This is a genomic window from Streptococcus sanguinis (assembly GCF_019929225.1).
Classification (GTDB): Bacteria; Bacillota; Bacilli; order Lactobacillales; family Streptococcaceae; genus Streptococcus; species Streptococcus sanguinis_J.
Window position 1 is genome coordinate 172,976 of record NZ_JAHZPA010000005.1, and the last position, 13,358, is coordinate 186,333.

Annotated in this window: 11 protein-coding genes, 12 tRNA genes and 1 rRNA gene; 2 read left to right on the forward strand and 22 right to left on the reverse strand. The window is 43.6% G+C overall.

The genetic code is table 11. The features are described 5' to 3' along the window. Positions 1–137 precede the first annotated feature (137 nt). Positions 138–2,531: an SIALI-17 repeat-containing surface protein gene (locus K1I80_RS09265; protein ID WP_223313665.1), complete on the reverse strand. Its 2,394-nt coding sequence runs from the start codon at positions 2,529–2,531 to the stop codon at positions 138–140. Between the two features lie 355 nt (positions 2,532–2,886). Between K1I80_RS09265 and K1I80_RS09270 the strand changes: the two genes are divergently transcribed. Next, positions 2,887–3,489 (forward strand): TetR/AcrR family transcriptional regulator, encoded by a 603-nt coding sequence (locus K1I80_RS09270; protein ID WP_223313666.1) that lies wholly within the window; start codon positions 2,887–2,889, stop codon positions 3,487–3,489. A 212-nt stretch (positions 3,490–3,701) separates the two neighbouring features. Then, the gene (locus tag K1I80_RS09275; protein ID WP_002896832.1) at positions 3,702–4,274 is read left to right on the forward strand and encodes a TetR/AcrR family transcriptional regulator; all 573 of its coding nucleotides are present in this window, start codon (positions 3,702–3,704) and stop codon (positions 4,272–4,274) included. A 142-nt stretch (positions 4,275–4,416) separates the two neighbouring features. Here K1I80_RS09275 and K1I80_RS09280 read toward each other — a convergent pair whose 3' ends face one another. From K1I80_RS09280 to rrf, 21 genes are all read right to left on the reverse strand, one after another. Continuing rightward, a complete protein-coding gene (locus K1I80_RS09280; RefSeq protein ID WP_223313667.1) occupies positions 4,417–5,019 on the reverse strand; it encodes a DUF6287 domain-containing protein in 603 nt (200 codons plus the stop codon). An 85-nt stretch (positions 5,020–5,104) separates the two neighbouring features. After that, on the reverse strand, positions 5,105–5,323 hold the full coding sequence (locus K1I80_RS09285) for a heavy-metal-associated domain-containing protein (protein ID WP_125351726.1): 219 nt from the start codon (positions 5,321–5,323) through the stop codon (positions 5,105–5,107). Between the two features lie 20 nt (positions 5,324–5,343). Further along, complete coding sequence (locus K1I80_RS09290; RefSeq protein WP_125434546.1) at positions 5,344–7,590, reverse strand: heavy metal translocating P-type ATPase; 2,247 nt, start codon at positions 7,588–7,590, stop codon at positions 5,344–5,346. Then, positions 7,590–8,033, reverse strand: a complete 444-nt coding sequence (locus K1I80_RS09295; RefSeq protein WP_125434548.1) for a CopY/TcrY family copper transport repressor — start codon at positions 8,031–8,033, stop codon at positions 7,590–7,592. Before K1I80_RS09295 ends, K1I80_RS09290 begins: the two co-directional genes overlap by 1 nt. A gap of 147 nt (positions 8,034–8,180) precedes the next feature. Further along, positions 8,181–9,683: a zinc ABC transporter substrate-binding protein AdcA gene (locus K1I80_RS09300; RefSeq protein WP_223311970.1), complete on the reverse strand. Its 1,503-nt coding sequence runs from the start codon at positions 9,681–9,683 to the stop codon at positions 8,181–8,183. A gap of 9 nt (positions 9,684–9,692) precedes the next feature. Further along, positions 9,693–10,499 (reverse strand): metal ABC transporter permease, encoded by an 807-nt coding sequence (locus tag K1I80_RS09305; RefSeq protein WP_223311971.1) that lies wholly within the window; start codon positions 10,497–10,499, stop codon positions 9,693–9,695. Further along, positions 10,492–11,202, reverse strand: a complete 711-nt coding sequence (locus K1I80_RS09310) for a metal ABC transporter ATP-binding protein (protein WP_223313668.1) — start codon at positions 11,200–11,202, stop codon at positions 10,492–10,494. Before K1I80_RS09310 ends, K1I80_RS09305 begins: the two co-directional genes overlap by 8 nt. Beyond that, entirely contained in the window at positions 11,199–11,642 is a 444-nt protein-coding gene (locus K1I80_RS09315; RefSeq protein WP_223313669.1) for a zinc-dependent MarR family transcriptional regulator, read from the reverse strand. Before K1I80_RS09315 ends, K1I80_RS09310 begins: the two co-directional genes overlap by 4 nt. Before the next feature lie 364 nt (positions 11,643–12,006). Then, positions 12,007–12,090, reverse strand: a tRNA-Leu gene (locus K1I80_RS09320). A 12-nt stretch (positions 12,091–12,102) separates the two neighbouring features. Then, a tRNA-Gln gene (locus K1I80_RS09325) sits at positions 12,103–12,174 on the reverse strand. A 13-nt stretch (positions 12,175–12,187) separates the two neighbouring features. Next, positions 12,188–12,260, reverse strand: a tRNA-His gene (locus K1I80_RS09330). 10 nt (positions 12,261–12,270) lie between these two features. After that, positions 12,271–12,341 (reverse strand) — tRNA-Trp (locus tag K1I80_RS09335). Positions 12,342–12,349: 8 nt separating this feature from the next. Continuing rightward, a tRNA-Tyr gene (locus K1I80_RS09340) sits at positions 12,350–12,430 on the reverse strand. A gap of 13 nt (positions 12,431–12,443) precedes the next feature. After that, positions 12,444–12,516, reverse strand: a tRNA-Phe gene (locus tag K1I80_RS09345). Between the two features lie 5 nt (positions 12,517–12,521). Further along, positions 12,522–12,595 (reverse strand) — tRNA-Met (locus tag K1I80_RS09350). Positions 12,596–12,614: 19 nt separating this feature from the next. Continuing rightward, a tRNA-Ser gene (locus K1I80_RS09355) sits at positions 12,615–12,704 on the reverse strand. A 7-nt stretch (positions 12,705–12,711) separates the two neighbouring features. Beyond that, a tRNA-Glu gene (locus tag K1I80_RS09360) sits at positions 12,712–12,783 on the reverse strand. Positions 12,784–12,798: 15 nt separating this feature from the next. Beyond that, a tRNA-Ile gene (locus tag K1I80_RS09365) sits at positions 12,799–12,872 on the reverse strand. Between the two features lie 34 nt (positions 12,873–12,906). Beyond that, positions 12,907–12,977: transfer RNA gene (locus K1I80_RS09370), tRNA-Gly, on the reverse strand. Positions 12,978–12,984: 7 nt separating this feature from the next. After that, a tRNA-Val gene (locus K1I80_RS09375) sits at positions 12,985–13,057 on the reverse strand. A 3-nt stretch (positions 13,058–13,060) separates the two neighbouring features. Further along, a 5S ribosomal RNA gene (gene rrf / locus K1I80_RS09380) occupies positions 13,061–13,176 on the reverse strand. Positions 13,177–13,358 lie beyond the last annotated feature (182 nt).

Sequence of the window (13,358 nt, forward strand, 5' to 3'; positions counted from 1 at the left end):
TCTCGTTTGCAAAGCGCTTTCACATTGTCCATTATATCGTTTTTTTTTGACTTTTTCAAGCACTTTTAGTAAAACGTTTGCATAATTTTTGAAAATTTTTTCCATCAAAAAAAGAGACCAAGTGGCCCCTTTAAAACTTATCCTTCTTTTTTTCTACTACGGAGTGACAATCCAGCTGCGCCTAAAGCGCTGATAACTCCTGCAACTGTGAGAAGAGCATTAGAAGCTTGACCCGTATGCGGCAAAACTGACGTACCACTCCTACTTTCCATGTTTTTAAGCTGAGCTGGCTGGGTGACCTTAGCTAATGAAGACTGCTCTTGTACTGATTTGGCCCCATCAACTGCTGGCAAAATACCGCTAGTTACTTGGTAAGCAGGTAAAGCATCAGCTACTGCTGCGTCAGTAGCATTGACACCGCCGGTAAATTCCGGAAGAGCCGCCATCTGAGGAGCGCTGTCCGGATGTGCACTCCTGACTGATGGCTGAACGCCAGCATCATAGGTGTTATTTTCTGTCATAGTTGGCTCTGAATCATTGACGCCTCCACTAAATTCAGGTCGTGTTGCTGTTGGTGCTTCTGAATCACTAACATTTCCACTGAATTCTGGTTGTACTGAAGACTGCGGAGCTGTATCGGGATGAGTTCCAACTTCATGGCTAGACAAATCATATTCCGACGCCGTTGCTGTTGCTGGCTCAGAGTCGCTGACTCCTCCACTAAATTCAGGCCGTGTTGCTGTTGGTGCTTCTGAATCATTTAAATTTCCACTAAATTCTGGTTGTACTGAAGACTGCGGAGCTGTATCGGGATGAGTTCCAACTTCATGGCTAGACAAATCATATTCCGACGCCGTTGCTGTTGCCGGTTCAGAGTCGCTAACTCCTCCACTAAATTCTTGCCTAGCTTCCTGTGGTGAATCACTTGGAATAGAAGAAGCTGGCTCAGCTTTAGCAGCATTCTTGACAATCGCTTCTAGATTTTCAAGAGCTTTTGTCTGCTCAGCAGCAATCTGTTCCTGCAGCTTCTCTGCTTTTTCAGCACTGTCTACACTATCATCTAGCTGCGCAATAGCATCTGTCACCGTCTTTAATACTGCTAGAATCTTTTCTTTAGCTTGCTTTTTATCGAGTTCTGAAAGTCTTTGATGATGTTCAATTGCTTCAATCTGCTTGTCGACTTCTTCTTCAAGCTCATCTAAAACCAAATCTTTGCCAACTGGATGAATCGTGTCCAAGCTAGCAATTCCAGCTTCCTCAATTCTCTCTAGTTCCTCTTCAGTATCAGCCTTTTCAAGCGCTCTTTTCGCATCTGCTAGAGTTGCTTCCGCTTCAGCTTTAGCTGTAGCCCGTTCTGCATCTGACAGATTCGGGTTGCTCCGTAAGTCTGCTAGCTTATCAGACAGAGCAAGATCTAGTTTCAGTCCAGTTGTAACTTTCAGCAAACCTTGCTTTTCTGCCGCTACCTGTTCTTGAATTTTTTCAGCATCATCAGGACTTTCAACCCAGGCATTATAAGCTGCAATTGCTTTTTGAGCTATGGCTGCTGCATCTTCAATTTTCTTTTTCGCTGCAGCTTTTTCCTCAGCAGAAAGACTTTGACTCTTCTCAACAGCCTCGATAGTAGCTGTTTTTTCTTCCTGAATTTCTTTTAAGAACTGCTCTTTGCCAATAGGGTGAATCTTGGCTAAGCGGGCTATAGCTGTTTCTTTTTCCCGGTCATAGACTTCCTGAGAATCTGCTCCTTCAATAGCCTTCTTGGCTGCTTCCACCACCTGCTCTATCTCGCCTCTAACTGCTTTCTTTTCTGCTTCTGAAAGATTAGGATTTGCTTCCAAGTCAGCTAATTTGGCAGCCAGAGTGAAATCTACGGTTGAACTTGCTATAAATTTGAAAAACTTATCTTCCTCGGTTACTGCCTGCTCTTGAATCACTTCCGCCTGCTCTGCTGTTGCTGCATTAACATCTAATTTCTGAATTGCATCCTCTGCTTCTGCAGCCTTCTTCCTTACAGACTCTTGGAAGCTTTTCTTTTGCTCCTCAGGCAATAAATCGCTACTATCTACAAGTTTGTCAAACTCTGCTTTCCCATTTTGGATTTCATCTAGAAGTAAATCTTTGCCGACTGGATTGATAGAGTTGATGTCTGCCAATCCATCTTCTTTAGCTTGATCAATCCTTTCTTTATCCTCAGCTGCGGCAATTTCATTCTGAGCCTTTGCAGCTGTTTGATTGACTTCGTCCTTAGCTGCTGCAAGCTCCTCATCTGACAAATTTGGATTATTCCCAAGATCTGTCACTTTCTCAGCCAGAAATGTGCCTACTTCCTTGTTAGCCGCCTCCCTAACCGTTGTCAAATCCTGATTTACTGGCGATGCAACAACTGGGTTCTCTACTGCATTTGCCACTGGCTGTTCCTCATCCGCCGCCACCAAACTGTGACCCAAAAACAGAGCACAAATAAGGACTGACCCAACACCTAAAACAGACTTCCGAATAGAATATCGCAAAACTTTTTCTGTTCTTTTCATCTTTTTCTCCTCTGAACATATTTTATTATCCTAATCAGTAACCCTTAATAAAAAGTCCAGTCAAACCTCCCATAAATCTTTCAGATTTGGTAATTTTTAAACTACACTTTCTATTTGACTTCTGATAAGATTTTTTATTATTTTATCATATTAACCTTTTAAAATAAAACAATTATCGGCTTGATTTATGTACATTAATTGTAAAATTGTCCAGTTTTTAAATAGACACGATGTCTAGAAATCAAACTAAAATTTTTCCATTTAACAATGTGTAAACTTTTTTAGTAAAAATTCTGGGCTATTTTCTAGCTTATTTCAGACAGAAAAAGTAAAATGGTATAGGAGGGATAAAATTATGGCTCTTAATACACGAGATAGGATTTTGGATGCATTTTTTGAATTAGCAGATAAACAGCCAGACAGGCTGCGTTTTACCTTTACAGAAATCGCTAAAGAAGCCGGTTTGTCAAGACAAGCCATTTACAAACGACACTTTAATAACACTACTGAAATTATCGAATACATTCGCCAAGATATGGTGAAGCAAGCCTTTGCTCCTAACTGGAATAGCAACAATGCTGAAGCGGGCTTAGATCCTTTCACCTTTTTGGCTCAAACGATTCTTCCCGCTATTTATGAGCAACGCCAACGCATTAAAATATTATATACTAGTTCTGTCGATCCCTTGTGGAGCGATTTTATTACTGCCAGTTACAAGGACTGGATCGAGCAGAATTTAAATCTTGACCACCAAAAATTAGGTATTCCTGAAGACCTGGCCAATCAACTGCTGGCCGGCTGGATTAGTTCTCTTATTGAGAATTGGATCACTCAGGATGACCCCGTTCCTTGCAAGCAGTTCTCTAAGACATTTCTCAACCTTGTATCTTCACCCCTAACCAGCTTTGCTGCCTATGATAGTCCAGCTGGTCCTTCAAATAAAATTGTTATCGCATAACCAACTAGAAGAAAAACAGAGAAATGACAGAACCGGTCCTTGTAAGGGAAGACTGGTTTTTTAATATTTTTATATTAAATTTTAAAAATAATTGGACATTTCCTCTATAAAGTGTTATCATTTTAGTTGACAAGCGGTAAACTATTTTGTTGGAATTTGCTCTGTTTTTAGACAAACCAGCAAGAACTTAATAAAAAAGAAGGAAGGTACTTATGCCCCAAGATACTCGAGACAAAGTCGTTAATGCCTTAATTGAGCTGGCAGAGCAAAATCCTGAAAAGTCTTATTTTACTTTTTCAGAGATTGCAAAACAAGCTGGTCTATCGCGCCAGGCTATCTATAAAAAGCATTTTAGTAATGTTGAAGACATTATCCAATACATCCGCCAGACAATTATGACTCCGTTTTTGCCCCTGTATGAAAGCTACGAAGAAGGAAATGGAGAAAATCCGTTCTGTTTCTTTGCCCAACATATGATTCCTACCCTTTATGAACATAGGAAATGGATGAAGGTGCTCTATACTACAGCTATCGATCCTTTCTGGAGTGACTATCTATCTACCTTCTTCACTCAGTGGGTCGTGCAAAATTTAGAAATTGACTCTAAAAAATTGGGAATTCCAAAAGAAATGGCTACGGAAATTGTTGTTAGATGGATTAACTCCCTCATTGAAATTTGGATTATCAAAGAAGATCCTATGCCAGCAGAGGATTTCGCCAAGCTCTTCCTGAATGTGATTTCAACCCCTATGGATCAGTTTATAACACCTCACAGTGAATCCTAATTCAACTCAAAATTATGAAGCCCACCTAATTTAGGCAGGCTTTTTTTGTCTGTAAAATTTCTTACTCTCCCAAAGAAAAGAGAGCAGATAGTCTTCTGCTCTCGTCAACATATAAGCTATAAAATTAAGCACCAAGCTTCGTTTAATCTACTCGATAATAGAAGCTGCCTTGTTCGTCAAAGCTATTCAGGCCAACTCCTGTCCAGATTCTGTCTTGGCCAGCATCGGAGTTGTCTGTAAAGTTTTCCTTGTCTGCGACCTTAACTCCCTTAGGAAGAAACTCAATCAGAAAACCACCGCTTTCTCCGCCGTAGACACCGCCAGCAGCAGTGCCATAGTCTGTCAGAGAAGCTCCATACAATTCATAACCACTTGAAACCAAGCCCTTATCATCAAAAACAAGCTGGTTACCAGAAGCATCCTGCCAGGTTCCTTTAACGCTAGCATAATTACCATTTGCAAGTGCTGAAATGTCCATCGTTTCCTTCTTTTCCTTGGTTTTTTCTGTGCTCGCACTCTCTGAGCTAGCGCTGCTAGCAGCTGAAGATGCTGCTGCAGTTGATTGACTGGATGCCTGCTCCACAGAACTTGTTACCGAGCCCGTACTGCTAGCAGGCGTCTCTGATTGATTCGTAGCACTGCCCTTTGAACAAGCTGTCATAGCAAATAAAGCAGCTCCTGCTAGTAAAAAAGGTAAAGCTTTTTTCTTCATTTTTCTCCTCTTTCTCACAATAAGATAAATCATATGATTAGTAACATTATAGATTATTTTATCGCTTTTTACAAGAAGAATTCTAGCAACTAGGCAGGAGCAAAACTACTGACTTTATTCATTCAGCTTCTGCCACATCCAGAACCCTGTAGATTGTTTTTGCCAGAGCTGCTTCATAATCAGATGCACCGTAAGGCTTATCAGTCGTGACTTGGGCTGTCTGCTGTTCTAAGTCCACAACCACATCTGACACTCCCTCCATAGACAGGAAGTGCTGGGTGACGTGTTTGACACAATTTTGACAAGATAAATTTTCTAACTGAATTGTTTGTTTCATAGATTCATTCCTCCGTATATTTAGTTCATTTTAAAGCGTCCTAGACGCAGAGCATTGGCCACTACTGACACTGAGCTCAAGCTCATGGCCAGACCAGCCAGCATAGGATTGAGCAAGGGACCGCCGAAAAGATGCAGTAGACCCATAGCAATCGGGATGCCTAGTGTATTGTAGGCAAAAGCCCAGAAGAGATTTTCCTTGATATTACGGATGGTTGCCTGACTGAGCTTGATAGCCTTGACTACATCCTGCAAATCACTATGCATGAGCACTACATCTGCCGACTCAATAGCTACATCAGCGCCTGAACCGATGGCAATTCCCACATCTGCCTGAACCAGAGCCGGCGCATCATTGATACCGTCTCCGACCATGGCTAGTTTTTTTCCAGCTTCCTGTAAGTTCTTGATAGCAGCGACCTTACCATCTGGCAATACACCTGCGATGACTTTTTGGATTCCAGCTTTCTGGGCAATAGCTGTCGCTGTTTCTTCACGATCTCCTGTCAGCATGATGACTTCTAGCCCCATAGACTGAAGCTCCTGCACAGCCGACAGGCTACTAGATTTCATCTCATCTGCTACCGCTAGAATACCAGCCAACTGTCCATCTACTGCGACAAACATGGCTGTCTTCCCTTCTTGGGATAGCTCCAACAACTGTTCTTGAAAAGCATTGCTGTCAATGTTCTTTTCTTTCATCAAAGACTCATTTCCCACCAGAAGCTGTCTGTTCTCAACCCGAGCTGACAAACCTCGGCCAACAATGGCCTCAAAATGATTGACAGGCAGTAAGCCAAGCTCCTCCTCTTCAGCTGCTGCCAAAATAGCCTGAGCCAAAGGATGCTCAGAATGCTGCTCAGCACTGGCTATTAACCGCAACAAGTCGGACCGATTCAAATCACTCAAGGGCAGCAGATCTGTCAGACTGGGCTTACCAACCGTAATCGTCCCCGTCTTATCAAGAACAATAGTATCCAGTTGATAAGCTGCTTCCAAAGCTTGTCCAGACTTAATCAGAATTCCATTTTCAGCCCCTTTACCAGTCCCAACCATAATGGCTGTCGGAGTGGCTAATCCCAGCGCACAAGGGCAGGCAATGACCAGAACTGCGATAAAGATTGACAGAGAAAAGCCAAGGCTCTCACCAGCTAGAACATACCAGCCCAGCGCAGACAAAGCAGCCAAGCTCAGCACGATTGGGACAAAATAAAGCGAAATTTTATCGGCCAAAGCCGCTATTGGCGCCTTAGACCCCTGCGCTTCCTCCACCAATCTAACAATCTGGGCTAAGGTCGTATCCGAACCCACTCTAGTTGCTTGGTAGTCAATACTACCATTTTGATTGATTGTTGCACTGGTAATGGTATCGCCGACCTTCTTTTCAATCGGGACACTTTCACCAGTCATCATGGACTCATCCACAAAGGTCTGCCCTTCCGTCACAAGGCCGTCTACCGGCATACGCTCCCCTGGCTTGATACGGATAATGTCCCCAACTCGGATATCCTCCGTATCAATGGTCACAGCTTCACCATAACGAATCACTGTCGCCTGACTAGGCACTAGCTCAAGCAGAGACTGAATTGCCTGAGACGTTCTCCCTTTAGCTGAACTTTCCAGATATTTCCCCAGAAGAACCAAGGCAATAATCACTGCAACCGACTCAAAATAGAGCTGATGAACAAAGGCATGATAGCCTAGAAAAACCTGACCGACCGAGTAGAGGCTGTAAAAAAATGCTGCACCGGTCCCCACCGCAATCAAACTATCCATATTAGGATGCCTCTTGATAAGATTGCGAAATCCTCTCTGATAGAAGCCGCGCCCAATCCACACAGCAGGCAGAGTCAAAAGAAGTTGTGACAGAACGAAGACCAAGGGATGCGCCATATGGTCCAAAAAGCTAGGCAAGGGAAGACCAATCATACTTCCCATAGAGATATAAAGTAAAGGCAGAGACGTAAGTAAAAGAATCAGTAATTCTTGCTTTTTCCTTTCCAATTCCTTCGCTTTCATTGTAGCCTCTTCGCTTACATGGGACAGTCGGTCTTTTCCTTTTTCTTCCGCCTGATAACCAGCCTCGGCTACTGCATCCAGCACTTGCTGGCTGTCAAATCCCTCCTTAGGAACCAAACTGAGACGTTCTGTCGCCAGATTGACACTGACGTCCTCGACCGTTTCCAAGTCCTTGACCGCCATCTCTACCGTCATAGCACAGGCAGCGCAGGTCATACCTGAGAGCTTGTATTCTTTCTTCTCGCTCATCAATGTGCCTCCTTTCCGTGCCCGCAACGACACTGGCCTTGTGGGCAGTCGCATTTGATTTCCAATGGTGCCGACGCTCTTTTCTTATCAATGACCTGGCTGAGCCGCTCCAAGTCCCCTTGACTGAACTGACTTCTCTCAATCATCGAAATTAAAAGATCTCCGTGTTTAGTATTACAGATATTGTCAAAAAGCGCCTGCCATGTACTTTCCAGATGGTCCGCTTCTAAAATTCGAGCATCGTAGTAAAACTTGCCCTCGATTTTTTCCATGGCAATAAATTCTTTGGTCTTCAGACGATTCAAAAGGGTCTTGATGGTTGCCGGTTTCCAAGAAAAATCGGCTTCCAACCGCTCTATAATCTCTGTACTGCGACTATGTGGATAAGCCCATAGGACACGCATCACTTGCCATTCTGCTTGGCTAATATTTTGCTGTTCCATTGTTTAACACTCCCTTATCATTTACATTTGTAATCTAACTCTTTATTAGTTTACATTTGTAATCGTAATTTGTCAAGTATTTTTATCATCATTTCCTGATATACAAAAAAGAAGGCGGGATAGTCCCGTCTTCTTACTTTATTTATATTAATGCGCCAACATCTCTTGGGCAATTTCTTGACCTGTCAATTTACTTGGATAGTAGGTTGGCCAGTTTTCCAGCTCGTCAAAGAGTGCTTCCTGGCTTTCGCCGCCATAGAAGATGTGGAAATGAGCCGCCTTAGTAGGTGCAATGTTGTGATCGCTAAACTGAACATACTTGTACTCACCAGCATCCTCGTCTGTCGCTTCAAACATGAAGCGTACCCCTCGATTTCCCTTAGGGTAAGTCAGAGTGTGCTTGCCAACGTATTTATAAGTATATTTCTTAGATTTTCCATCTACCACAAATTCCATGGTCTTGTCTGTGATATTGATATTGGAAACATCCGTTTTGTAGCCCTTGTCATAGTAGTCCTTGTATTCAGCTGCAGTCATTTTTCCAGTCAGCTTAGCCTTGTAGTCAAAGACTTGGTCCAAGGTCCCGTCCTTCAGATAAGGGTAAACAGACTGCCACTCGCCAGCATAGTCAGACAAGGTCCGGTCCTTGACAGCACTGTCTTCAAAGTAGCCGTTTTGGACTGTCTTATCGTCTTCTTCCTTCTCGGCTGCAATCTCTGCTCCCTCTTGGTCAGTTGTCTTCTTGAGAGCCTTTAGATTGTCCTGCATGATAGAAATATAGTCTGCCCCATCCTTGGTCTGCTCTTCCGTCAAGCTTTCCAGCGGATTCAAGACATCAAGTTCTACTCCTGTTTCCTTGGCCAACGTAGAAGCCAAAGCCTGAGAGGCATTCTCTTCAAAGTAGATATACTTGATTTTATTTTTCTTGATATACTCGGTCAATTCAGCCAAGCGTGAAGCGGATGGCTCGCTATCTGGTGAAAGGCCAGAAATTGGCACCTGCTTCAAGCCATAGTCCAATGCCAGATAATTAAAGGCTGCGTGCTGAGTGACAAAGCTCTTTTGCTTGGCATTAGCCAAACCATCTTCATATTCCTTGTCTAAGGCTTCCAGCTTCTTGATATAAGCCGCTGCATTTTTCTCAAAAGCAGCTTTCTTGTCAGGGTAAGACTTGCTCAGGCTATCACGGATGTGCTCCACCATTTTAATAGCCCGCTTCGGAGATAGCCAAACATGGGGATCATAGGCATGATGATGTCCCTCTTCACCATGATCGTGTTCTTCTTCCTCTTCACCACCAGGCAGCAAGAGCATATCTCCTGTTGCTTTAATAACCGTTTCTTCCTTATTTTTCAAAGTTTTTAATAGTTCAGGAACCCAAGTCTCCATGTTTTCATTTTCATAGACAAAGGCATCTGCATCCTGAATCGTCGCAACTGCCTTAGCTGAAGGCTCATAATCATGCGGCTCTGTACCAGCCCCGATTAGAAGTTCAACATTGGCCTCATCTCCAGCCACCTGCTTAGTAAACTCATAAACCGGATAAAAAGTTGTGACAATATTGAGCTTGCCATCTGCATTTTTTTGATTGGAACAAGCTACTAAGAAAATACTCAGTAAACCTGCTAATAGTAAGCTAATTTTTTTCATTTTATGCTCCTACTTCATAAATTTTTTGACCAGATTGACCAGCAAGAACAAGCTGACGAAAATAATCGTAATGCTAGCACTAGCTGGCGTCTCTGCATAGTAAGAAATATAAAGTCCAGCAATCATACCAAAGAAACCAATGGCATTTGCCAGCAAAATGACCGACTTGAAATTTTTCCCAATCCGCAGAGCAATACTGGCCGGCAAGACCATAATGGTCGAAACTAGCAAGGCTCCCGCAGCTGGAATCATGAGGGCAATGGCAACACCCGTCACGATATTAAAGAGAATGGACATGGTCTGCACAGGCAGCCCATCGACAAAGGCCGTATCCTCATCAAAGGTCAAGATGTACATGGGGCGAATAAAGAGGAAGGTCAAGACAAGCACCACAGCAGCAATAACAAAGAGAGAAATCACCTGCTCCCTACTGATAGTCACAATGGAGCCAAACAGATACTGATCCAGACTCATCGAGCTAGAACTCTTACCCTTACTCATAACAATCAAGGAAATAGCTAAGCCGGTTGACATAAGAATGGCTGTCCCGATTTCCATGAAATTCTTATAGATAGTTCTCAGGTACTCTAAAAAGACTGCTGCGACAATGACGACAAGCACAGTTGTGAGAGTGGGCGATAGTCCAAGAACCAAACCAAAAGCTACACCTGCCAATGAAACGTGACTGAGCGTGTCACTCATAAGACTCTGCCGCCGTAAAATCAGGAAGGTCCCTAGAATCGGTGAGAAGAGGCTCATGGCAATAACGGCCAAAAAGGCTCGTTGCATAAAATCATAGGAAAATAGATTAAGCATGGCTCACCTCCTGTCCATTATCGCTTTCATGCACATTGAAACAGCGCCAAGGTGAGTCCTGATTACGGACCAGATGAATATTGCGGTCAGCATATTTACGAACTTCTTCCGGATCGTGTGTAATCATCAAGACAGCTTTCCCATGCTGATGAGCACTATGGTGCATGAGCTTGTAAAATTCATCCTTGCTGCCTGCATCCATTCCTGTTGTCGGCTCATCTAGGACAAAAATATCCGGATCCGAAGCAAACATCCGAGCAATTACAGCCCTCTGCTTTTGCCCGCCAGAGAGAGAACCAATTCGCTTATCTCGATGTTCCCACATTCCAACCGACTCCAGACTTGCCTTGATATGCTCCTCATCATGCTCGTTCAAACGACGAAACCAACCCTTGCGCGGATAACGTCCCGACTTGACAAACTCATATACCGTACTAGGAAAACCAGCATTAAAACTAGCAATTTGCTGAGGTAGGTAAGCAATCCGCAATTTCTTGCCTCGCACATTGGTCTTGGCAATCTTCACTTCCCCATGCTTGGGCTGCAAAATACCCAAACTAGCCTTGATAAGCGTCGTCTTAGCAGCTCCATTTTCCCCCGTCAAAGTTACAAACTCACCACTGTCTAGAAAATAATGAATATGCTCAAGCACGGGCTCCTTGTCATAGTAAAAGGAAAGATTATCAACTGTGATATATCTCATTTGCCGATCTCTCCCACTAAGGCTTCCAAGAACTTCGCAATTGTTGCCCGTTCACTAGCAGAGAACTGCTCTGCCAATTTTTGATACGTCTCCAAAGTATGTACGTGATGATGCTGATGTTCCTTTGCAATCGGCTGAGCTAAGTCAGTCAAACGATAAAAGGTAACCCGTGCATCTCTCTTATCTTTAAAAGCTTGTAGCATCTCTTGCCTTACCAAAGATTTCACAGCCTTGGTGACAGCAGCTTGACTCACATTCAGTTTTTTTGCCAAATCAGAATTTGTCAAAGATTCCTCAGACAAAAGCATCAAAATATGCTCCTGCGTATTGGTTAAAGGCACATCACTCGTGCAAGAACCTATCAGAATCTCATGCTGATTTTCTGCTTTCAAAATAACTTCATTTAAAAATTGATCGATCTTCTGCGCTAAATGAGTCATTTCTTCCCTCCTTCTCTTAACCGGTTAAAGCTTTACTGGTTAATTATACCACAAAAAAGAAAAGAGTCAAGAATTTTCAGTAAAAGTAAGATGCTTTTCACAAAAAATATTTAATCATACAATTAGATTCTTAAGCCCTAAATAAAACTCAATCAGAGAATAAAAAGGGACAAACCGAGCTGACTCATATTAGCATTCTAGATCTTAAAAGGCATTTAATTATAAAATTCTTCCATATCTATTACACTATTTGAGTATAAATTTACAAGCAAAATCACAAAACAACCTTCCGTTTAGCTTGCAAATAAATATTAAAGAAAAAACAAAAAAAACGAAGCTAAAATGCTTCGCTAAACTTAAGCTATACCGGCGGCCGGGGTCGAACCGGCACGTCCGTGAGGACACTGGATTTTGAGTCCAGCGCGTCTGCCAATTCCGCCACGCCGGCTCAAGTTTTTAACTGGGGTAGCTGGATTCGAACCAACGCATGAGGGAGTCAAAGTCCCTTGCCTTACCGCTTGGCGATACCCCAATAATAATAAATAGGCGAGTGATGGGGATCGAACCCACGCATGCCAGAGCCACAATCTGGTGTGTTAACCACTTCACCACACCCGCCATATTTAAACACGGGCAGTAGGAATTGAACCCACACTGAAGGTTTTGGAGACCTTAGTTCTACCTTTAAACTATGCCCGTAAAGGTTATGGAAGGGGAGGGATTCGAACCCCCGAACCCGAAGGAGCGGATTTACAGTCCGCCGCGTTTAGCCTCTTCGCTACCCTTCCGATTATAAAATTATGGCGCGAGACGGAATCGAACCGCCGACACATGGAGCTTCAATCCATTGCTCTACCAACTGAGCTACCGAGCCAATTATTGCGGGAGCAGGATTTGAACCTACGACCTTCGGGTTATGAGCCCGACGAGCTACCTAGCTGCTCCATCCCGCGTCAATACTATTCGTCCCTAAGGAGGATGTGGGATTCGAACCCACGCACGCTTTTACACGCCTGACGGTTTTCAAGACCGTTCCCTTCAGCCGGACTTGGGTAATCCTCCGAATATATAGTCCGTACGGGATTCGAACCCGTGTTACCGCCGTGAAAAGGCGGTGTCTTAACCCCTTGACCAACGGACCATAATATTATTAAAATGGGCACGAGTGGACTCGAACCACCGACCTCACGCTTATCAGGCGTGCGCTCTAACCACCTGAGCTACGCGCCCAAGTTCAAAAAACTTGGTATGAACTTTCGTTCAAAGCGGGTGACGAGAATCGAACTCGCGACAACAGCTTGGAAGGCTGTAGTTTTACCACTAAACTACACCCGCTTGAATATGGGAGTTAACGGGATCGAACCGCTGACCCTCTGCTTGTAAGGCAGATGCTCTCCCAGCTGAGCTAAACTCCCTTCGCTAAGCGACTACCATATCTCACAGGGGGCAACCCCCAACTACTTCCGGCGTTCTAGGGCTTAACTGCTGTGTTCGGCATGGGTACAGGTGTATCTCCTAGGCTATCGTCACTTAACTATTGAATTAACTGTCCTGTCCTCTCAGACAAGACTTGTCAACTCAAAATTGAATACAATATCAAATCTCACATTTCTCTAAACCATTCGCTGCACTCTGATGAAGCTCTTATTCTAGGATAAGTCCTCGAGCGATTAGTATTAGTCCGCTCCATGTGTCACCACACTTCCACTTCTAACC

Excerpts from the sequence above, each read along its gene's own strand:
- K1I80_RS09265 (WP_223313665.1), bottom strand. The coding sequence starts at position 2,531 with ATGAAAAGAACAGAAAAAGTTTTGCGATATTCTATTCGGAAGTCTGTT.
- K1I80_RS09270 (WP_223313666.1), top strand. The coding sequence starts at position 2,887 with ATGGCTCTTAATACACGAGATAGGATTTTGGATGCATTTTTTGAATTA.
- K1I80_RS09275 (WP_002896832.1), top strand. The coding sequence starts at position 3,702 with ATGCCCCAAGATACTCGAGACAAAGTCGTTAATGCCTTAATTGAGCTG.
- K1I80_RS09280 (WP_223313667.1), bottom strand. The coding sequence starts at position 5,019 with ATGATTTATCTTATTGTGAGAAAGAGGAGAAAAATGAAGAAAAAAGCT.
- K1I80_RS09285 (WP_125351726.1), bottom strand. The coding sequence starts at position 5,323 with ATGAAACAAACAATTCAGTTAGAAAATTTATCTTGTCAAAATTGTGTC.
- K1I80_RS09290 (WP_125434546.1), bottom strand. The coding sequence starts at position 7,590 with ATGAGCGAGAAGAAAGAATACAAGCTCTCAGGTATGACCTGCGCTGCC.
- K1I80_RS09295 (WP_125434548.1), bottom strand. The coding sequence starts at position 8,033 with ATGGAACAGCAAAATATTAGCCAAGCAGAATGGCAAGTGATGCGTGTC.
- K1I80_RS09300 (WP_223311970.1), bottom strand. The coding sequence starts at position 9,683 with ATGAAAAAAATTAGCTTACTATTAGCAGGTTTACTGAGTATTTTCTTA.
- K1I80_RS09305 (WP_223311971.1), bottom strand. The coding sequence starts at position 10,499 with ATGCTTAATCTATTTTCCTATGATTTTATGCAACGAGCCTTTTTGGCC.
- K1I80_RS09310 (WP_223313668.1), bottom strand. The coding sequence starts at position 11,202 with ATGAGATATATCACAGTTGATAATCTTTCCTTTTACTATGACAAGGAG.
- K1I80_RS09315 (WP_223313669.1), bottom strand. The coding sequence starts at position 11,642 with ATGACTCATTTAGCGCAGAAGATCGATCAATTTTTAAATGAAGTTATT.